Origin of the sequence: Pseudoxanthomonas sp. UC19_8, assembly GCF_042700505.1 — a bacterium.
Taxonomy (GTDB): domain Bacteria; phylum Pseudomonadota; class Gammaproteobacteria; order Xanthomonadales; family Xanthomonadaceae; genus Pseudoxanthomonas_A; species Pseudoxanthomonas_A winnipegensis.
Genome location: NZ_CP170559.1, coordinates 2,778,568 through 2,798,755 on the forward strand (window position 1 = coordinate 2,778,568; position 20,188 = coordinate 2,798,755).

Consider the following 20,188-nt stretch of genomic DNA (forward strand, 5'->3'; position numbering starts at 1 on the left):
ATAGTCGTAGTCCCGCACCGGATTCCGCCATGCCATGCCGGTAGGAAGGAGCGGAAGTTCTGACAACCCCCTAGGCGGAACGACGCAGGGTTCTTTCGAGCGGCGCAAGGCTGCGCGGTGGGCATGGCGAGAGGGCATGGAGCATAGGCTCCCGCATGGTGGTCTCAAAGGCCGAGACTGCTCGTAGTCCAGACCTGGCACATCCTGCGTCGGGACGCGCACTAAAGACGCGGTCTATGTGTTTGGTAATCGGCCGCTGTGGTCAGGCGCGGGGGCATGTAGGGCTTGCCATGGCACAGTAGGGATCAGAGGTCACCATGATGACTACAGCTCACCAATGTCAGGGACATGATCCTCGTAGTCGCACGCAATCAGCGTTCCAGCTTCATCTTCAATGCGTTCGATGGCAAGGTCACTGAGCCAATGCTCGAACTCGAAATCGCTCTCTGCCAACGCATCGATGTCGCACTGAGCAAGTGCCTCCGCTGGCGAATTGGCCTCAATGACTGCCCAGTGGACGACTTGAACGGTGCCGTTGATCTCGATGGTGTATTTCATCTCGCTCTCCGTGCTTAGCAACGCGCCAAGCTTCGGAACGCAATCTATGCGCCACGCGTGCGTCGCTACAGGACAAAAGTGTCCCGGATCGCTGAACAACCATTCATCCCCTCAGTCGCCGGCAACGCTTGCGGCGAGATGGATCGGGCAGTCAATGCTCGCTATGCTCCGGTTGTCTTAGACAAGCTTCGTGTCTTCATCCAACTCTTGGCGATCGAGCACGGCCATCTGAGCTGCATGGACAGCCATCAGATGGGAGCGGTAGGCATTTCGCCAGCGCCTCTTCTCAGGGCTTGATCGCCAAGGGAGCGCCAAGGCTTGATCGATGGTCAGTGCCACCACCGTTGCCCCTTGCTGGAATGCTTCTTCAATCGCACTCATGTCGAGGCCAGTAATCCCGGCATGCGAGATCACGCTCTTAATCTTGTCGGGCGACTCACGGATCACGATGAAGGGAATGCCCTTCCGCGTTCGGCCAAACTTGCCTGAGATGGGCTCTTGGATCTGCTCTCGGGCTTTGGCGACTTGGGCATACCACCTCAGCAAGTCCAACTTGGCGATGGATCTGGGGGTGCTTTTGCTCGCTGCAAAGGGATTGCCGTGCTCACGCTTGAATTGGTCGAACTGGCGCCTTGGGATGCTGAGATAGAACTCCGCCATGGCTTGGGTAAAGCGCGTTGTGCCAGGAGATTGATCGAGCATCTTGTGCAGACTGAAGAAGTCTCGTGCATCGATGACGGCATTGCGCTCATCGCGCTTAGCGATGACTTCAAGTGCTGCGCGTAAAAATCCTTCTTCGAAGCTTTCCGCCTTGCTGATATTCGTCATGCCTTACCCAGCGTGCCGTGACTGTCAAGGCCGATGCCACGTTCGTCCTCACTCAGCCAGCCCGGCACAGCAGCGCATCATCCTGTGTGGGGATAAAGAGGTCATAGCCGGGTTCTGTTAGAGGTCAAGGCCATCCCGCCAGGAAAGCGCGACGACCAGGTTCGAGTCAAACGCAGCGAAGCGTTGAAGCGCTTTGGGTCGTGAGCATCACTCATGACTGACCGCAGCACGTTGCCAGAAAGCTCCTTGCCGGAATGGCTTCACAAACACATTATTTCACACGAAGCCTCGACTCTATTTTTACGACCTCGGCCATCCACGCCTCTAAGTCGCCAGATTCACGCCAAAGATCACAAAGCTCCGAGTCAGGGCCTAGAATCTTCTGCAGCGCTAAGCGCCCCTTGGCAACAAGGCGCTCATCAGGGAACTGATCCACGCGCGCCACCCAGTCCATAACGCCGTCTTGCTCTTGCGCCGCCTCAGCCGGTTCACCAAGGATAGCAGCCAGCATCTCCGTTGCGGCGATTGCGCGGCAAGCGTCAGAAGCTTCGATCTCACCACTTGTAGTCAACACAGCCTCCAGAGCATCTTGCAACACGCTCAAGTCGTTTCTTTCAAGCGCATCCAGAACTAAATCTGCCGCCTCGTCATTCTCAAAGGATCCAAGCCCCCAAGCTCCCATAATCACCTCGCACTAAGTAAAAGGACCCCATGCATGACCGCACAAAAGCATGCAAGCATTACTTATAGACAGCCCATTTCGACTTCATTTCAGGGGAGACAAGGTGTCCGTCCAAGTAATTCGGATCGTGAAATCCGTTCCACGGATATAGGCCGAAGTATGCTTCGACCATCTTCATGGCGATCCCAGAACCAATAATTCGCGTCCCGACGTAGCGTCTTGCTCGCATTGAATCAACATCAATGTAATCTGCAACCTCAATGGCCTTTCCTGAACCACACACAGGCCAATCCGCAGAATCCAAAAGATCCTTTGTAACAACAATAACGGAGAACGGCCTACCAAAGTCACTTGGTATGGCCTCACTGGACTCTTCTCGAACTGCAAAGAATGCACAAATTGCTGACGCCATCTCAGGCTCAATACTGACAACCTGACCAAACCCCCAAGAGCCATCAGAAAGCGGCACCTTGAAATAGTCTCCAACTTCCCAGCGTTGTTTAGATCGCTTTTTCATTTCTATCTCAATCGTAAGGTAAGTCCGTGGTGCCGCCCGCAGCCCTATATCTTTTCTCGCTCATCTGATGCCGTTTGTTGGCGAGCGTACCGCCTCTCTTCTGGATGCCTCCATTCTGCCTGATCATTGTCTCTTCGAGAACATCGAGATCACGCCCGGGGGCGGCGTTGCCAAGCACTTCGTATTCATGTTGGACTCCAAGCGCTCGATTGTGCTCAGCTTGACGTTCGATGTAGCGCTTCATTGACTTTGATTGGCCAATGTAATGTTCACCAGTGACCGGGTTGATCCGGCGATAAATAAACCCTCCGACATCATCTGCCTTACTATAGCCACCACCTGGGAGGACCAAGCCGGCTACAAAGAGACTAGCGGCAAGTGCTTTCTGGCGCCCAGAGACACATGGGTCCATCAGCGTTCTGCTGGTGTCATACAAGTCGTACAGCGATAGAGCAAGCTCGATCCCGCCCCAAACAATTGGGATCAAAGCGAGCCAGACAAAATGTTCCTGACGGATCGGTATACGAAACTGGGTTTCCAAGCGCATAGGCGTAAAAATTCGCATCCCCTGATGCAAATTTGAAGCTGTCTTCGCTTATAAAACGACCCGCTTCAGGCGAATAATAGCGAGCCCGATAATGGTAAAGGCCTGTTAAGTCCTGTTCGCGACCTGTGAACTTGTACGGATTTGTAAAGGAGCTACTCGTTTGGGAAGTTTCACCGTAAGGTGAATAATCGTAGCGCTGAACTACCCCGCCTTGACCGTCGGTTAGGGCGCGCGTACTACCTAGCGCATCTACAAGATAGTAGACCCTGCCACTTTGTTCACTCCGCGCATAGCGCTGGTCGACCCCAAGGCCAGTAAAAATAGGGTTTGTAACCCCGGCCCTGGTCTCTTGGACGACATCCTGCGCGTCGTAGAGGTAGCTGACCGATGAACCTCCTTCTGTCTTTGATATACGCCGCCCCAAAGCGTCGTATGTGAAACTTGCTATTACTGAAGATCCTTCCCGAATCTCAGCTAGCTGATCCCTGACATCCCAAACATAAGTCCGTACGCCGTCACTCGTTACGTTGCCATTGGCGTCGTATGCGATAGGCTGAGAATTCTTCGAAGTTTGTCGATTATTATCGTCGTACTGGCTAACACCACCCGATGCATCAGGTAACAGCTGAGACGCAAAGCTGCCCGTCTGGGATGCAATTTTACCGGTAACGTCATAGCCGTAACCGAGGTCGCCAAGTAGCGTGTTGTCTGGCTTGCGCCACGCCAAACCAGTAATTTGGTTCGCGTCGTTGTATGCGTGACCAGCGCGAACGCCATTTGGCAGGATTACTTCCGAAATTCTGTCAGCTTGATCATAGGCGTAGCTGACGACTTCGGTACCACGCAGAATTTTGGTCAGCCTGTCTGCTGAATCGTACTCGTAGGTTTGCGTAGGCTGTCCGGCCACCGCCATGCTAGTGCGGCGGCCGATCGTGTCATAGCCGTATGTGATGCTTTCAGGTGGCCCAGTCGTAGACAGCACTCGATCGAAATCATCGTACTGCCAGGTGATTGAACTCGCCGCCATGCTGTCAGCTAGCGAGGTAAGCCGACCTACCGCATCAAAAGTAGCAGTGACTGAGCTACCATCATCATACGAAGTCGCCTCAAGTTGGCCCAAGATGTCATACGAATAGCTGGTTAATTGGCCCTTTCGGTCCGTGTAAGTCTCAACACGGTCGGATGCGCCATAGGTCCAAGTCTCTTCCTGACCTAAAGCATCAGTACGCGATATCAGATGATTATTAACATCGTATTCGTACGTTGCACCGTTTCCATTTGGCAGAAGAACGGCCACAACATTGCCATTATTGTCGTAAGCAAAACTTGTCGCATTCGCCCGGCCGTCGATCTTCTTCGACAATCGCCCCATGACGTCATATTCAAATCGAACGAGGTTTCCTTCGGAATCCTCATTAGAGATAGGACGTCCAAATGCATCATAGCGATATCGAACTGTGCGCCCGAGCGTATCGGTCACGCTTACTAATTCGTAGCCGTCGTACGATAGATCCATGCTTCTGCCAATTGGATCAGTGATCTTGGTTGGCTGGCCAGCGACGTTACAAATTAAACGCGTCTCCCGCTGAAGCTGATCAACGACCGACGTCAGGCAGCGATTCGTGTATCCAAAGTGCTTCTGTCGCCCAAGCGGGTCAGTAATGACTGAAATATCGCCATCGACCGAGTAGGACATCGATACCTCTCGCTCCATAGAGGTACCTGCCAACTCCTTGACAGAAATAGGCTGCCCGTCGAGGTTGTACGCGTATTCGGTGCGACGTGCGAGTGGATCGGTTATCGCAGTAAGTAGTCCATTGGAATTCCGTTCAAAATTTGTCGTCCTCGCCTTTGACGTACCGTATCCTTCCGTAATTGAGGTCGGATACGCGCTCAGCGCATTAAATATAAATCGGCGCTTGCTACCATCGGGCTTAGTAACGAGTGTGCCGGTCGTCGCTCCGTCGACATGGGCATAGTCAATGGTAATTTCACCGCCGTCGGCCTGGGTTTGCTTAATCACCCGTCCTGTCACCGCACCGGAGACGACCTCAAACTCATTCAGCAGTATACGGATCCCTCTTTGGTCAGTGACTGCTTCGACGCGATGCAGACTAAGAGCACCTCCTTGTTTAACTGTTTTGTATGAATAATGTTTTGTCGTCGAATCAGGATAAGTCACATCCGACAGGAGCCCGTCGGAATTATACTGATATACCCATTCGCGACCAGCTGAATCAGCTATCGTGGAAATTCTGCTATTTCCGTCGTAATCTATTGATATCGATCGCCCGCTTGGTGATATCACCTTGACCACTAGACCCGCGTCGTAGACCAAAGAGGTCCTGTTCCCGTGGCGATCCTCAATCCAACGGACTCTAATGTCGTTGTAGCTTGAGAATTGCATTCGCGAACCGTCGCGTAATGTGAGCCTGTAAGCACGGCCCCAAGGCTGCGTTGGATCCGAATCGTAGACTGTTTTTAAAAGTGCCCCCGCAAACTCCGTATTGCTACCTGCTTGCCTCCACTCGCCCTGGTTACCACTTCCCGATATTCTTCCGAACTGAACTGAAGATCCGTTTGGCAGAACCAGGTCAATCACATCATAAGATGATGTATCAGGCCGGCTAAGCGTGTAGCCCCAGTTCCATGATGTGCCAATTCCGAATTCACGCCTATTCATATCGTGCGGCCTGTAGCTTCGAGCTACAGTGATAGGCACGATGTCATGGATCGTTACGTCTTTCTCTGAATAGGTGTACTCCCCTGTTCTCAGGTCAATCGGGTCGCCTTCTACCGCAGCATCACCGTTGCACCCACATGCGCCGGTGTTATCCGCAGCCAGACTAGGCTCGCTAGGCCTGTTTGTTCCCGGAACGCTGTACATGCCACCCATCGTTTGATGGAGAGCAACTCCCTGCTCGGGCACAAAGTGTTTTCCGTCCGGAGATGCGGTTCCCTTTCCATAGACGCGCCAGCCCTGCTGCGGCTCATAAATCCAGAAATTAGCCTCGGTACCGGCTGGATAACGGTCGTAATTCGGGTAGTAGACGCGTATACCGTTAGCGGCGCTGGGCTCGAGCCCGCGCACTTGTGCAGCGCCAGGTTCGACCGTAAACGCCATGGGATGATTTTCCATGACCGGGAACGTGGCTCGATTTACCGGCATTGGAACAATCGCCAGCTCAGTTACGAGACGACCCTTACGATCGTAGATTATCGTGCCTTTTGGAATATGAAGCTCAAGCCCGGGAATATCCGGATGCCCAATCACCATATCCTGTGCTAGGGGCGATGGAATTTTTACTTTATCGCGCCGACTGATCTTTGGAAGATGCATCAGATACGGAAGTTCGTTGAGCTGACCAGCCTTTAAATTCACGCCTACGACAAACTGCCCGTATTCCTCGCCACGACTGTTCGCTGTTGTCCCATCGACATAGAGTTCCCGATACCCGCTCGGCACATCTACCAGAGTGAACCAGCCGTGGCGATCAGTCTTTGTGACCTCGCCACCTATGCTTACTTCTACGTTAGCCACAGGCTTCTGATCGATACGAAGAATCCTACCGCGCACCATTGTTACGTGGTAGACAGAAGCAATCCGTGCAATATTCGGGCTCTTTTCAACACTAAGCCCATTGCCGGGAATGCGCCAACGGTTATCTGCATTGTCCTTGCCTGGATACCATACTGCATCAAGCAGACGCCCATTCGACCTGCACGGCGAGAAGTAAGCAGCCTCTGCTTTGCATCCAGTTTCCGCTGAGTCTCCGGCCAAGATGCGCTGCGCCTGAGCATTATCTTCGCTCACTGCACTGGGGCGCGCTGCAGGTCGACCGTCGTTTCCAATAGCGCTAGTGCGGAAATCCACAACCGACAGCGGCAAGCGCTCCCCAGACGCATCCGCATGGACGCCGTTCATCATCAACGTGTACTTGGAGTCTGGGAAAAGCGTCTGCTTGCCACGAACGAAAGCCAGACGCCCTTCCTCTGCCGCCACGACACTCACGGGAACAGGTCCACCAGGACCAACTAGCGAAAAGTTTGCCGCGCTAAGGTCGGTAACACGGGCCTGCTGATTGAAACGGATGGCCAAGAGAGGGTCGATCGACACGTTCGAAGCCCCCTGCACAGGAAGCGTCGCAGCTATATCGGCCTTCCCCTTAGGCCACTGATGGAGTTGGACGGGCCTGTCTTGAAAGCGCCCCGATACCGTGTCGAACACCAGCTCCTGCCCAGCCCTCCGTCCTGCCTCATCCACACCACCAATCAAACGAACAGCGCCGTCTTCCTGCAATATGGCGCGGGCATTGGCTCGATCAATCCGGGTCACATCAGACAGCGCTAATGCACGATCGCTTTTCTCATCCCAAAGCTCAGACGGCAAGGTCGAAGGCAGCCCGCCAGCGAACAGCACGCGCCCATCCGTCATGACCGTCGCTGTATGGCCAGCACGAGGCGCAGGAGCAAGGTTATGTGCAACCTCCATGGTCTTGAGTTCTGTGTTGAACCAAGCGCCATCCCGCACAAGTTTTCCGTGTTCGTCTAGGCCACCCCAGATCAGCACCCGGCCTGAGGGTAGAGCAGTAAGGCTCGCGCCTTTTCGTCGAGGAACCAACGCAAAGCTTCGTGACTGTGCGTGTGACTTAGAGGCCGTAAGCGTCAGTGATGATCCATCCGCCGATAGTGTCAGCGCCTCGCCACTAGCCAATCGGACTGTTTTCTCTGTATAGGCGGGGAGCGACGCTTCCAGCATCTTTGCCGATTGCACGGGCGTGACCTGAGCGAGCGCGTCCACTCGACCTGAGGCGCCACTAGCAGCGAGCGTGCCTCCAAACAGTCCTAGAAAGACCGCCCATTTACTGACCCCTAGCTTCTCGATGCCCATCGCTAACACTCCTTTGCCAGACGCAGCGTTGGCTGCCCGCTCCGTTAGTCCCCATAGGGAGAAATTCGTATTCCTTAACTAATTCCCAAGAACGCCTTTCGGTGTTTTATCTCACTGCTCACGAACCACCAGCCGCACCAGTAGACAGGGTTAACTGCGTTGCAGTCGTCGCTCCGTAGTCAGGGTCAACGAACAGCATGTAGGTTCCGGTCGTTGGCAGAGAAAGATTGAGCGCCCCGCTACTTACGACGCCGGTCATTGATTTCCAGGCGGTAGTTCCGTCCGTAGACCGGAAGACGAGATAGCGGACCTTTGTATTGGCAGGGAAGCTCTGTTGATTGGCGACTTGTAGCGCAACAGATTCACCTGCTGTTCCTGTGAAGCTCAGCCAACCGTTTTGTCCTCTTCGAGCTAAGTTGAGCGTAAACGACACATTCCTTTGAAGGACGGCTGTCACGTCGGAGGAGACCAGCGCATCGAACTGCATGGCTTGGTCGCCTGTCTGAGGCGAGATAGCCACTTTATAAGCACCAGTGACTGGCTTGAAGAAGTCCACATCGCAGCCGCCATCAGCCACATAGCAACGAGTCGTTGAGGAATAAATATCTCCGTCGGGCTCGTAAGCCATGATATCCACGTAAGTTCCGCTGCTGACAACCAAGTTGGATACCGAGAAGGACCGATTTTGTCCCTCAACCGTCGGCACAGAAAAGTAAACCGTTTGCCCGGGAAGTCCGGTTTCCACACTCACCGGTGCTCCGTCGGGTTCTAGGCCGTTGGTTGTTCCGGTCGACAGCGTCAACTGGGTGGATCCCACCGCACCATAATCGGGGTCAACGAACAACATGTAGGTGCCCGTTGTCGGCAGTGAGAGATTGAGCACTCCACCACTTAGAACGCCGGTGATCGATTTCCAAGAAGTGGACCCAGTATCGGATGGACGGAATACCAAGTAACGAGCTTCCGTGCCCACTGGAGACGTTTGTTGGTTAGCCGCCTGTATTGCTAGCGACTCGCCGGCTGTGCCGTTGAAGCTCAGCCAGCCGTTTTGGCCTGGGCGGCTAAGATTAAGCTCAGTTGCCGTATCGCGCGGCAACACACCCGTGACATCGCTGGCGAGTGACATTTTAAACTGCATTACCTGCGTGGCTGTAGCGGGCCTGACGACCACCATGTATGACCCGGTGACGGGCCTAAAGATGTCTACGTCGCATCCCCCCTCGCTCACGTAGCATCTCGTTTCCGATTGATACGTGTCACCGTCAGGTTCATAGGCAGCGATGTTTACGTACGTTCCTTCACTTACAGATAGCGCGGAGATCGCAGCGGAAATATTTTGCCCGGCAGTTGCATCGACCTTGAAGTAGATCCGCTCGCCTGGAAGGTTTGTCGCAGCGTCAATTGCCTCGCCATCGATCGCAAGACCATTTGTTTGTCCGCTTGTCAACGTTAGTTGCGCGTTGGTAGCCGCGCCATAGTCTGGGTCAACAAACACCCGATACGTGCCCGTTTGCGGCAGCGAGAGATTGAGATCGCCTCCAGACACGACATCCGTATTGGATTTCCACGAGTTGTTCCCGGTGTCCGTCGGTCGGAATACCAGATAGCGGGTCCGTTTCCCAACTGGCGCCGTCTGCTGATTGGCAATTTGCAAAGCAACTGTTTGGCCAACCGTTCCGTCAAAGCTCAGCCAGCCGTTTTGTCCACGCCGATCCAGGGCCAAATTGAATGGCACATCGCGCTCGAGTCTTGCATCCAGATCCGAAGACAGCGTTGCCCTGAACTTCATTGTCTGCGAAGAACTCGTAGGACTGATGATGACGCTGTAGTTGCCAGAGACCGGCCTGAAGAACTCGATGTCGCAACCACCGTCCGAGATGTAGCAATAAGTACTGCTTTGAAGAACACTGCCGCTCGGCGTATAGGCCTTGACGGAAACGCGGTTGTCGGTGCTTACGACTATGTCGCTTATGGCAAGCGCCATACCCTTACCGGCGGTTGCTGGCACAGTTATCGCGATGTCCTGCCCTGCTACAGTAGTCTGAAAAAGCCCTTCGCTTCCATCCAGCTCCATCTGGCCCAGTTGGCCTGCCACCATGTCAAGTGTTGTGGTGAGCTTGGCACCAAACTCAGGATCGACAAGTATCTGATACTCACCGGAAATCGGCAGCACCATATTGATAGTTCTATCTTGTGTCGCGATGCTCGAAGTGAGGCTCGTGCCATCAGGTTTTGAGACACGGTAGTACACGCGACCAGAGGCAGGTGTTGTGATCTGTCCGGTTAGCTGCAGTGCAACGGTATCGCCCGATACTCCGCTGAAACTGAGGCGGGCGTTCTGACCACGGCGAGTGACGCTTAAGCCAGAAGGCGTATCGCGGAGCAAAGCTCCCGTTATATCTGTCGATAGCGTGGACTTGAAAGACATGGTTTGCTGTTCGTCAACCGGCGTCACCTCTACCGCGTATCTTCCAGCAACCGTGGCGGAAAGGTTAAAGTCGCAGCCAGCGTTCAAAGCCACGCAACGTTGCGAGCCAAGTATCGTCCCATCCGGCTTTGTTACGGTGACGTTTGCAGCCGTGCCGTTGCTGATAATCAGATCGCTGATACCCAAGCCCAGGTTCTGCCCGCCTGAGACAACGAAGTTGAAGTACACACCCTCACCAGGCAAGCTCGTTGAGAACGCACCATCAGCGCCATCTAGCTGCATGCTAGATGCTTGCCCAGCAGTTAAGGTCACCTTTGCCTGGACGGTTTCACCGTAGGCGGGGTCCGCCATGACTTGATAGGTGCCACTGCTTGGCAACACAAAGCTGAGCAGCGCGCCAGTAGTCACTTGGAGTGTTTTCCACAACTTTCCGTCTGGCGTCTGAATGCGGTAGTAAACAGAACGGTCGGCTGGTACAGACGATTGATCCGACACCTTCAGCGCGAGGCTCTGGCCTTCCTGACCCGCGAAACTCAGTCGCGCATTTTGGCCTCGCTTGCTGATATTGAGAGAGTACTGACTCTCAATCGCTAGGGACGCAGTGATGTCGCCTGACAAGATCGCATCAAAGGCGATTTTCCTTGGAGCAGTTGTGCTCGGAACAACGATGATGCTGTGGGTTCCGGAGGCAAGCGCCGTGACATTCAAGCCACAGCCAGCGTTGGCTTTGGCGCAGAGCTGCTGAGCTAGCTGACTTCCATCAGGCCCCAAAATTGTGGCCGTAGCTGAATGCCAATCCTCGGATGGATCTCTATCAAATAGGCCCAGCCCCAAATTCTTGCCTGCTTCTGCTTCAAACAATATTCGCTTGCTCTGACTGGCCTGGGCGGTATTCAAGGCGATTGGCGCGCCGTTTACGCTTAAAGTCGCGGAACGTTCCAATTGAATGGTCCAAGATGCCGGTCCCGCCGAAGGAGCCAGAAGCAAGAGATGCTCTCCCTTGCGCGCGATCTTCGGAAGATGGATTGTGGGACTGCTTGGCGATATTGTGCCGCTACCAACTACCCTGTTGGTTGGGTCGTAGAGCGTATAAGAAATATATGAAGATGTGATGGAGGCAAACTGTGCACTCAGCCACTCGCCTCCCTCTCCCTCGAACTTAACCGCAGCGATTTTTTGCGATTCGCTCACTGAGAGCGACTGGGCTGGATCATCAACCGCAAGAGAGACCGCGCCATCGATCTTGTCGGGATCAACATCCGCAGGCAGCACCAATATCGAATCAGCAGAGACTGCAACACCAAATGGGGTTGTGACTGATACATGGCCACCGCCAACGCCCGTCGGTAAGTTGAACGTGATTGACGCGTTGGAACTTGTCAGTGGCTGGACGACTAAGCCGCCCACTTTTACAGATGTCTGATTAGGGCTAGGAACCATATTCGATCCCGTAACCGTTATGAGATCCCCTGGCTGCGCGACCAGCGGGCTGACAGTGGAGATGATCGGCTGCGTATGACTAGCATCTACGACGAAGTTATCCGCAGACATTGCTGAGCGCGCGCCAACTGTCACGCCGATTTTTCCAGTCGTCGCACCCGCTGGGACCAGCGCGACAATTTTGGAAGCATCAGCGGAGACAACTGACGCAGCTGTTCCATTGAACGTGACCAGATTTGAGCCCGCTGTAGCGGAAAATTGCTGCCCTGTTATTGTGACTTGGTTGCCAGGGGCTCCTTGCTCGGGAGAAAAACCAAAGATTACGAGGTCAGAGACTTGGTGCCTTGTAACCTCGAGTATGTTTCCCATTGCGTCGTATCGATAGCGCGCACTTTGCCCGCTATCGTTAGTCACCATCGTCAGGCGACCGTTTGCGTCGTAGACATAGGAGGTCGCCCAAGCGCCAAAAATCGTGAGCGCAAGGACGGACACCATCAAATAAGCAGGCAGCCGTGCACTCAAGCCGCGCTTTTTCATCGCCCCTGAAATGCGTAGCAAGCAACGCCACAAGCGACTTTCCATATCCGCTCTCCTAGCGCCGGCTGGCGGGCCAGTGTCCATTAATTAAGACGATGCGCTTCTTGCACCTGTGTGCCTATACTTATGCAGGCGCTAGGAGGGCTGTCAAGGCGGACATGGAACGCAAAACTGCGAAGTCGTTAACAAAATTGCTTCTGGCAAGCTTGCTTGCGATCCTCTCCTTTGCGGGTTGCACGGATAAAAACATCGCAAATAAGGCTACTTTTGAGCTTGGAGCGGCGATTTTCTCCGACTCAAATTTGAGTGCAGATCTGACAGTGAGCTGTCAGAATTGTCACGATCCACAGCTGGCTTTTTCTTCCCAGAGTCCACGCGGGGTCGGTGTCTACGGATTAGAAAGCACCAGAAACGCGCCGAGTCTTCTTGGCTTGAGCGATGTCCAGAATTTTTTCTGGGACGGCCGAGAGGCCTCTCTTGATAGCGCCGTGCTTCAGCCGTTCACCAATCAGGTTGAGATGGGCTTGGCGAATACTCAAATTTTGGTAGACGCGGTTGCCGCCCAGAAAAGATACGGCCCGCTCTTCAAGGCTGCGTTTGGCACAGAGGAAGTAACTAAAGAACGTATAGCTCGGTCCCTATCGGCCTATCTCCAATCCTTGCCAAGTGGAGGCGCCAGCTACGACGACTACGTTTCCGACCCAGTTAAGCATCCCCTATCGGAAAACCAGCTTGCTGGGTTGAAACTCTTTTCTGGGCGTGCGGGCTGTAGCGAGTGCCATTCGTTAGCAGGTAGTCCCGCAACATTTTCCGACGGAAAATTTCACCACGCCGGCATTGGGTTTGAGCGAGTGGCTGGCAACGTCAGACCATTACTTGAAAAGTTAGATGATGCGCACGAGCGGCTAGCCGTTGGACAAGCTGTACTAGAGGATCAAGCTCTCGCAGAACTTGGCCGATTCGTTAGTACGCGCGCCCCCTCTGATCTTGGCGCATTTCGCACGCCGTCCCTGCGCAATGTCGCTATAACTCAACCTTACATGCATGACGGAAGCATAGCCACCTTACGCGAGGCTGTGGAACGGGAGATCTACTATCGAAGCTTGTCAGCGGGCAAGCCGATTTCCCTAACCGTGGAAGAGCAACAGCAGTTGGTCGATTTCCTGAGCACCTTAAACACTCAGCATCAGTAGATAGATCACTGAGCATCGCGCTCGTAGATATCGAGGTCTCGCTGGAGCGCCATCTTTCCGTCCATTGATATCTCCAGTACGTAGCGTCCTGGCGCCCAGGAACCGCCTGTCGGCATGAACTTTAGCGTTGCAGGCTTTGCAACGCTCGAGGTGGTTGCTTCCGTTGCCGATTCAATGCCTGTCCCTAGCTCAATGAGGCGACCGGTAATCGCAGCACCGTCAGTTGATGTCCTTACCGCAAAAGTAACGGGTTTATCCGCATACTGAATCGTCGGAGCGGTAGCATCCCCTGTGAGCAACCGCGCCTCAAGGACAGCCGGCTTTATCGCTGGCAATGGTGAGCCGTCACCAGCCCCCTCCTTATTACAGCCGGAGAGAGTTGCTGCACATAGAAAAAGCGCTAACGTTAGTCCCTTCATCTCAGTCGTCCTTTTTGACGTCCATGGTTTTACTAGCATGCGATTGATACGCCCAGGGTTTTGTGGACCCTCAGGACCCGGGTTGCACATAGCGCCGCTCGAACTCTACAGACGAAAGGTCACCACTTGAAACGTGGCGGCGTCCCAGACGACCCCATAGTGCACGACCTGCCGCTGAAAACTGTAGCTGCCCGCATTGCATCGCGAAAGACAAAGGCCCCGCATGCGGGGCCTTCGAACGTCGGCGCTTTGTGGAAGTTCTACCTTCCGTCCCCCATCCATGACGGGTGAAGTGGCCTGGACGATGGAACTAGTCTGGCCGTTGTGAGCGCCACAAATCCATCAGACATTGACGCGGTGGGACGTCAGAAAAGTCCGAACGGCAGGCGTCAACGATCAATCTTCTGGCCAGAGGCAATCGGCCGCTTCCCAAAGCGTTCGGATGGTTGTAGCCACGGCTTCCTCTGCCGGATGTGATCAGACCCTCACGGTCACCCAGGTCGGGGCGTGATCGCTCGCGCGTTCTTCCAGGCGGACCCATTGGTCCACCCCCGCCTCGACCAAACCTTCGGCCAGGACAGGGTTGAGCAGAATGTGATCGATGCGAAGGCCTCGGTCTCGCTCGGCGTGTTGGCGGAAGTGGTCCCAGAATGTATAGATCCGCTCTTCACCGAAGGCTTCGCGCACGGCATCCGTCCACCCCTGCCCGACCAGGCGTCCAAACGCTTCTCGGGACTCAGGCTGGATCAGGGCGTTCTTCTTCCATGACTTCGGGTCGTAGACGTCCAGATCGGTGGGAATGACATTGAAGTCGCCCATCAGGGCCACCGGGTGCGGCAAGGCCACCAGGGTCTTTGCGTGCTGTTCCAGCCGCTTCATCCACGCCAACTTGTAGTCGAACTTCGGCCCAGGCTGCGGGTTGCCGTTGGGCAGATAGAGGCCAGCCACCACCACGCCGTTCCAGGACTGCTGCCCATGCCAGATCGCTCCATAGCCAGCCACCTCGAGCGCTTGGACGGGGAAGGCTCCATCGGTTGCCTTCAATTCCTGAAGCGCGACTACGTCTGGCTTGGCTTCCTCCAACCAGCTGAGCAAGTTCGCCAAGCGCGTGTTGATGCCGTTGACGTTGAATGTCGCTAGCTTCAAGGTCCGTCGTTTCGGCATCGCTACTCCTGGTGGCTTGCCCTCTTGCCGGCAGCTGTGAGGCTGGAAACCCTTGTGCCTGGATGTGGGTCAGCCTCGCAGCCTAAGTCCTCAGCCAGGATACTTGGGGAACTTCTCGTCCGGGTGCTTTGCCTTCCAGTCGTTATACGCGGCAGTGCCTTCCCACGCAGCAAAGCTCCTCGGAGTGCGTCCACGACCCGACCAAGTCTCTTGGGTATGAGGCAGCCAGTATTTGGGAGCGACCTCCTTCTTTGAAGCAGCTGCCTTCCTGGGCTTTGCCGCCCCATGAATGACAAAGCCCGCAATTTCCGCACGCTGCTGAGCATTGAAGTGCCGAGCAAATTCTTCAAGCAGCTTGACCACCTTATTGAACGCTTCGGCAGCCTGATCTTGCCGCAACCGAGCTTCTTGCTCCTCCAACTTGCGAAGTTCTTCCTCCAACTTTGCCTTGGTGGCGGCGATCGAATCGAGGGAAATTCCTGCCATACTTCAAAACCTCATAAAAAGGGACACAACTACTATGGCCTAACAGCCGCTTTGAGGATAGATGCCAGCAGCCTCAGGATTACTCTGTCGTCTATCTCATGGCTCGATGTGCCGACGCCCCCCGCTTTCAGTAGCGGGCTCTTCAGAGTCCGGGTTTCGCTTGAAATCACACGAATTCAGGCGCTACAGGGCTTGACACTCACATCGCAACAGGGGGCAACATGAAGCAATACAATATCGCGCTAGCAATAGCGATCGGCGCCGTTACGCTTGGCGGTTGCTCGAAAGTTACTGCGGCTAAGATCGACTGGGATGCGAGCGTTTGGCGTCAAGAGTGCTTTGGTGATTACACCGTCGAATGCGTGAACCGGCTTGTCAAAATCAACCTGCGGATCGCTGAGCTCGGAAAGGACCTTGCCATCAAAAAGCGAGAGGAGTTCGGAGACCGGATTAGAGACGAGCAGATGGAAGCCGGGATGAAGGCAGTGGACACGGTCATTATAGGCAACCTAAAAGATCAGCGACCGGGCTTCTTCGCTCGATGGTTCATGGGGGGACGCGAGTATTGGGGGAAGCGGACGGCTTTTACCACCCAGCTACTCACTCAAGAAGATTTTTTCATGGTGATGGGTGCGGGTGTAGAGGACTACAACGTTAAGCACGGGCTAACCAGCCGCCTTAGGAGGGACCTAGGCCGGACCGTGACTTTCGAAGACATAGTTGATGCCCTCCACGATCCGCGCTACGACCACGATGAGCCATCGCCTACGGTCCAACAGCCCCAACATGTCGCACAGGTTACAAAACCATCGCCCGAGTCCACAGTCGAAGCCGAGCCTGAGCCTATCGGGAAAGATCCTAAGGTCATCGAGCAGCAGATCAAGGAGTCGGACGCTTATATGCAATCGGCAGGCAACGCCATGGCCGAAGCGGCAGCAGCGGCGGCAGCAACTGCTGCAACAGCAGCTCAGATGCCGATCGATGATTCAACACCAAACCCGCTTATGGTCTCTGCCAGCTTTGACTGCGCTAAGGCCGGAAGCCGTGTAGAGCACATGATTTGCGGGGACAGTGCACTCGCCCAGCAAGACGTGCACCTGGCCTCGCTTTACCGTTCCGCACGCGCCAATGCCGCCGACGCAGATGTTTTAAAGAGAGAACAGAATGCTTGGAGGCGCGAAGTTCGGGACGCCTGTTCGGATGCCGTGTGCGTCGCGCGGGCGTACAACGCCAGGATTGCACAGCTGACGTGGTAAGCGTAGAGGGCGAGGCTCCGATGCCTTGACCATAAGGATATGGACCGAGGCATCAGGCTATGAAATGGAAGCCCGCCGCAGTTGGCAAGCTGCTGACCCAGAGCCCGGACTGGCACTTCGAGCTGCTAACCAGCTCGTTTACGCTCACTGTTGGCCAGAATCGTATCTCAGGTCATCCGATCGATATCAGGGCCGTTTCGTGCGCGACAGGCCTCTTCTGGGCAGCCTGTCGCTTCGAGCTTGCTGATGGACGCACCTTGAGTGTGGACGGCATCCCCAATCATGAAGCCCGGGCGATGGTCGAGGGCTTTGAACGGTCCCTGATCCACTGGCTGGGCCAAGTCTTCAGTCCAGTGTTTTTCCAAAGCGTCAAACACTGGGTCGACCGCTACTCATCGCAAGTCGTGCCAGATGCCAACGACTGGGCTCTTCCCGAGCACATCGATGCAGTGCTTAATCGAGCCCCCGCTCCGCCACAACCAGTGAAGGATGTCGCCACTGATCTTTTGCTTGGGCATCCCCTGGCCAAACGCGTGCCCGGGATCAGCAAGATGGCTCAAAGTCCGCTGGCGCCTACGCGTGATCAACTTCTGGCAACCCAAGACGCACACAATCGAAAGCTGTTTCACACCCGCGCACTGACGTGGCGCGAAGAACTGCGAAACAAGGCGACGGGCGAACGCACACATTGGTGGCGCCACTCAGCAAGTCGAACTTGGCTGGCGCGTCTACCAATCAATCTGCCACCACATAAGCGCTGGAGCGAGTTGGCTGACCCAGCTTTGGGCAAGTCACCGCTGGATGTCGCGGAGCAATTCCGCAAAGGCTACAACCACACTTTCATTCGAGACCGCAAAGCTGAGTTGGCCGTCTTCTTCCAAACGATCGAGCGTTCGCCACTGACCGAGCAGCAGATCGAGGCGGTGGTCTGCTTCGATGACCACGAGCTTGTGGTTGCTGCCGCAGGATCTGGCAAGACTTCGACCATGGTGGCCAAAGCAGGCTACGCAATCGTCCAAGGCATCTGTCAGCCCGAGCAGGTGCTTCTCCTGGCGTTCAATCGCAAGGCTGCGGAAGAACTAGGCGAACGCCTCCAGCAGCGTCTCGCGGGTGTGCCCAAGGCCGATGCGATCACCGCCAAGACCTTTCATGGTTTCAGCATGACCGTCATTGCACAAGCCACCGGAGCTAAGCCAATGCTTGCTCCTTGGTTGGAGAGAGACGGCCAAGACATCCATCAGATCGCTGACATCATTCGATCACTAGAATCGAGCGATGCCGACTTCGCGCATCAGTGGGCAGAGTTCCGCGTCATCTTCGCGCAAGACATTGGCCGCTGGGACCTCCCTGAAGAGCCAGAGGACTGGGATGCGTCGACTGGGGCGAGAGGCTTTCGCACCGCTCAGGGCGAGGTGGTGCGCAGTAAGGAAGAGCGGACCATTGCTAACTGGCTATTCCACCATGGCGTGCGCTATGTCTATGAGCAGCCCTACGAACACCCAACTGCGGACACGGAACATCGGCAGTATCTGCCCGACTTCTACTTCCCTGATGTTGGCGTTTACTACGAGCACTTCGCCCTAGATTCCAAAGGCCATGCTCCTCCGCACTTTGAGGGCTATGTCGCATCAGCGCAATGGAAGCGCGATCTCCATGCCCGCCTTGGCACCCCCCTGATCGAGACTACCTCGCATGAGCTGAGAAGCGGCCTAGCTTTCAGCAAGCTGCGCGCAGATCTCACCAAGCGTGGCCTTGACCTGGTGTTCGATCCTAATCGTGCACCGAATGGCAAGCAGCATCTGGATGGCGCCCAGTTATCGCGCTCCTTCCGCGTCTTCCAGCAACACGTCAAGTCGAACAGGCTAGACCATGCGGCGCTCCTGCATGCCCTGGAAGATGCGCATGACGATGCCTTCAAAATCCGCCTCAAGATTTATCTCTCCCTGTTCGAGAAGATCGCCAATGAATGGGAACGGCGGTTGCGACAAGGTGGCTATATCGACTATGAGGACATGCTCAACCAGGCCGCAGACCTCCTAGACCACGGAGATTTCGACAGTCCTTATTTGGTGATCCTGGCCGATGAGTTTCAGGACAGCTCGACCGCTCGCGCACGTCTTCTCAAGGGCTTGATCAAGTCCGCCAAGGAGCCGGCACATCTTTGCGTGGTCGGCGATGATTGGCAGGCGATCAACCGGTTCGCTGGTGCCGACATCTCCTTGATGACTCGCTTTACAGAGCATTTCGGCGCATCAGAAACGCACATGCTCACCACGACCTTCCGCTGCCCACAAGATTTGTGCGACGCCAGTAGCCAGTTCGTCTCGGCCAATCCCGCGCAGATCAAGAAAGACGTGCGCACCACCAACGCCAAGAGCACACTTTCGCTCTATGCGTTTGCAGCACAGACCAAAGAAGATCTGCCCGGCCTGATTTACGAGAAGTTGCTTGAGCTATCCCTGCGCAGCGCACAAGAGCAGGCAAGGCCCACGGTCAAGCTCCTTGGCCGTTACGGCAAGCTTGATCGGCCCTACGAACTCAAGTCCTGGATAGATGAATTCTCGGGCACGCTAGACGTCAGCTTCTCAACCGTCCACTCGGCCAAGGGCCTAGAGGCTGACTACGTCTTCTTGCTCAATGTGGTCGAAGGCACGTTAGGCTTCCCCTGCAAGATCGAAGACGACCCCGTTCTTGCATTGGCTATGCCCGATGCAGATCCCTTCCCGTTTGCCGAAGAGCGTCGATTGTTCTACGTCGCACTTACTCGTGCTCGGCTTGAGACCTGGATCTTCACCACCACGACCAATCCTTCCCAGTTCGTCGTTGAGCTTCAGAAGAACGGTCGACTGAGCATTGAAGACAGTAATAAGCAGTCGCGCGATGCCTGCCCGCAGTGCGGCAAAGGAGTTTTGGTCACTAGGTCGAGCCGCTACGGGCCCTTCCTCGCCTGCAGCCAGTTCCCCGCATGCGCATATAAGGAGAGCGGCGGCGCCACTGGCAACGCGTCGGCGCCGCCTGGGGAAAGCTGTCCAAAGTGCCGCGAGGGTCGACTGGTTAGAAGGCAGTCCAGATTCGGGCCGTTCCTTGGTTGTAGCCGCTATCCGGCCTGCGATGGCAAAGCACAGCTCCCGAACCGGCGTCACTCATCCTGACGAGCGAACGCCGCAAATCAGGCCCAGCCTGGCAGCCGGCATCCAGAAGGACTTGACGAAGTGACTCGCGATTTCGGAAGCTTGTGATTA

The 20,188-nt window shown here is 55.2% G+C and carries 12 protein-coding genes; 3 read left to right on the forward strand and 9 right to left on the reverse strand.

All coding sequences use genetic code 11. The annotated features are described in order from the left end of the window. Nucleotides 1-324: 324 nt before the first annotated feature. The 7 genes from ACFJIT_RS12315 to ACFJIT_RS12345 all read right to left on the reverse strand — a co-directional run bounded on the left by ACFJIT_RS12315 (nucleotide 325) and on the right by ACFJIT_RS12345 (nucleotide 12,473). Complete coding sequence (locus ACFJIT_RS12315) at nucleotides 325-558, reverse strand: hypothetical protein (RefSeq protein ID WP_379653765.1); 234 nt, start codon at nucleotides 556-558, stop codon at nucleotides 325-327. Nucleotides 559-735: 177 nt separating this feature from the next. Continuing rightward, the gene (locus ACFJIT_RS12320; protein WP_379653766.1) at nucleotides 736-1,386 is read right to left on the reverse strand and encodes a hypothetical protein; all 651 of its coding nucleotides are present in this window, start codon (nucleotides 1,384-1,386) and stop codon (nucleotides 736-738) included. A gap of 271 nt (nucleotides 1,387-1,657) precedes the next feature. Then, nucleotides 1,658-2,068 (reverse strand): DUF4259 domain-containing protein, encoded by a 411-nt coding sequence (locus ACFJIT_RS12325; protein ID WP_379653767.1) that lies wholly within the window; start codon nucleotides 2,066-2,068, stop codon nucleotides 1,658-1,660. A 58-nt stretch (nucleotides 2,069-2,126) separates the two neighbouring features. After that, nucleotides 2,127-2,585 carry an Imm26 family immunity protein gene (locus ACFJIT_RS12330; RefSeq protein WP_379653768.1) on the reverse strand — a complete coding sequence of 153 codons (459 nt, stop codon included), beginning with the start codon at nucleotides 2,583-2,585 and terminating at the stop codon, nucleotides 2,127-2,129. 7 nt (nucleotides 2,586-2,592) lie between these two features. Beyond that, complete coding sequence (locus ACFJIT_RS12335; RefSeq protein WP_379653769.1) at nucleotides 2,593-3,021, reverse strand: hypothetical protein; 429 nt, start codon at nucleotides 3,019-3,021, stop codon at nucleotides 2,593-2,595. Further along, on the reverse strand, nucleotides 3,014-8,023 hold the full coding sequence (locus ACFJIT_RS12340) for an RHS repeat-associated core domain-containing protein (protein ID WP_379653770.1): 5,010 nt from the start codon (nucleotides 8,021-8,023) through the stop codon (nucleotides 3,014-3,016). The genes ACFJIT_RS12335 and ACFJIT_RS12340 overlap by 8 nt, the downstream gene beginning before the upstream one ends. A gap of 118 nt (nucleotides 8,024-8,141) precedes the next feature. Next, nucleotides 8,142-12,473 carry an IPT/TIG domain-containing protein gene (locus tag ACFJIT_RS12345; protein ID WP_379653771.1) on the reverse strand — a complete coding sequence of 1,444 codons (4,332 nt, stop codon included), beginning with the start codon at nucleotides 12,471-12,473 and terminating at the stop codon, nucleotides 8,142-8,144. Nucleotides 12,474-12,586: 113 nt separating this feature from the next. Here ACFJIT_RS12345 and ACFJIT_RS12350 point away from each other — a divergent pair, with 113 nt between their 5' ends. Further along, nucleotides 12,587-13,621 carry a cytochrome-c peroxidase gene (locus ACFJIT_RS12350; RefSeq protein WP_379653772.1) on the forward strand — a complete coding sequence of 345 codons (1,035 nt, stop codon included), beginning with the start codon at nucleotides 12,587-12,589 and terminating at the stop codon, nucleotides 13,619-13,621. 896 nt (nucleotides 13,622-14,517) lie between these two features. On the opposite strand, the gene ACFJIT_RS12355 is transcribed toward ACFJIT_RS12350, so the two are convergent. Both ACFJIT_RS12355 and ACFJIT_RS12360 read right to left on the reverse strand, forming a co-directional pair. Next, nucleotides 14,518-15,204 carry an exodeoxyribonuclease III gene (locus ACFJIT_RS12355; protein ID WP_379653773.1) on the reverse strand — a complete coding sequence of 229 codons (687 nt, stop codon included), beginning with the start codon at nucleotides 15,202-15,204 and terminating at the stop codon, nucleotides 14,518-14,520. A 90-nt stretch (nucleotides 15,205-15,294) separates the two neighbouring features. Then, nucleotides 15,295-15,690: an H-NS family nucleoid-associated regulatory protein gene (locus tag ACFJIT_RS12360; protein ID WP_379653774.1), complete on the reverse strand. Its 396-nt coding sequence runs from the start codon at nucleotides 15,688-15,690 to the stop codon at nucleotides 15,295-15,297. 221 nt (nucleotides 15,691-15,911) lie between these two features. Between ACFJIT_RS12360 and ACFJIT_RS12365 the strand changes: the two genes are divergently transcribed. Both ACFJIT_RS12365 and ACFJIT_RS12370 read left to right on the forward strand, forming a co-directional pair. Next, entirely contained in the window at nucleotides 15,912-16,946 is a 1,035-nt protein-coding gene (locus ACFJIT_RS12365; protein ID WP_379653775.1) for a lysozyme inhibitor LprI family protein, read from the forward strand. Between the two features lie 59 nt (nucleotides 16,947-17,005). Then, the gene (locus ACFJIT_RS12370) at nucleotides 17,006-20,098 is read left to right on the forward strand and encodes a UvrD-helicase domain-containing protein (protein ID WP_379653776.1); all 3,093 of its coding nucleotides are present in this window, start codon (nucleotides 17,006-17,008) and stop codon (nucleotides 20,096-20,098) included. The last annotated feature ends 90 nt before the right edge of the window (nucleotides 20,099-20,188 follow it).

Coding starts and splice junctions, on each gene's coding strand:
- ACFJIT_RS12315 (WP_379653765.1), bottom strand. CDS start 558: ATGAAATACACCATCGAGATCAACGGCACCGTTCAAGTCGTCCACTGG.
- ACFJIT_RS12320 (WP_379653766.1), bottom strand. CDS start 1,386: ATGACGAATATCAGCAAGGCGGAAAGCTTCGAAGAAGGATTTTTACGC.
- ACFJIT_RS12325 (WP_379653767.1), bottom strand. CDS start 2,068: ATGGGAGCTTGGGGGCTTGGATCCTTTGAGAATGACGAGGCGGCAGAT.
- ACFJIT_RS12330 (WP_379653768.1), bottom strand. CDS start 2,585: ATGAAAAAGCGATCTAAACAACGCTGGGAAGTTGGAGACTATTTCAAG.
- ACFJIT_RS12340 (WP_379653770.1), bottom strand. CDS start 8,023: ATGGGCATCGAGAAGCTAGGGGTCAGTAAATGGGCGGTCTTTCTAGGA.
- ACFJIT_RS12345 (WP_379653771.1), bottom strand. CDS start 12,473: ATGGAAAGTCGCTTGTGGCGTTGCTTGCTACGCATTTCAGGGGCGATG.
- ACFJIT_RS12350 (WP_379653772.1), top strand. CDS start 12,587: ATGGAACGCAAAACTGCGAAGTCGTTAACAAAATTGCTTCTGGCAAGC.
- ACFJIT_RS12355 (WP_379653773.1), bottom strand. CDS start 15,204: ATGCCGAAACGACGGACCTTGAAGCTAGCGACATTCAACGTCAACGGC.
- ACFJIT_RS12360 (WP_379653774.1), bottom strand. CDS start 15,690: ATGGCAGGAATTTCCCTCGATTCGATCGCCGCCACCAAGGCAAAGTTG.
- ACFJIT_RS12365 (WP_379653775.1), top strand. CDS start 15,912: ATGAAGCAATACAATATCGCGCTAGCAATAGCGATCGGCGCCGTTACG.
- ACFJIT_RS12370 (WP_379653776.1), top strand. CDS start 17,006: ATGAAATGGAAGCCCGCCGCAGTTGGCAAGCTGCTGACCCAGAGCCCG.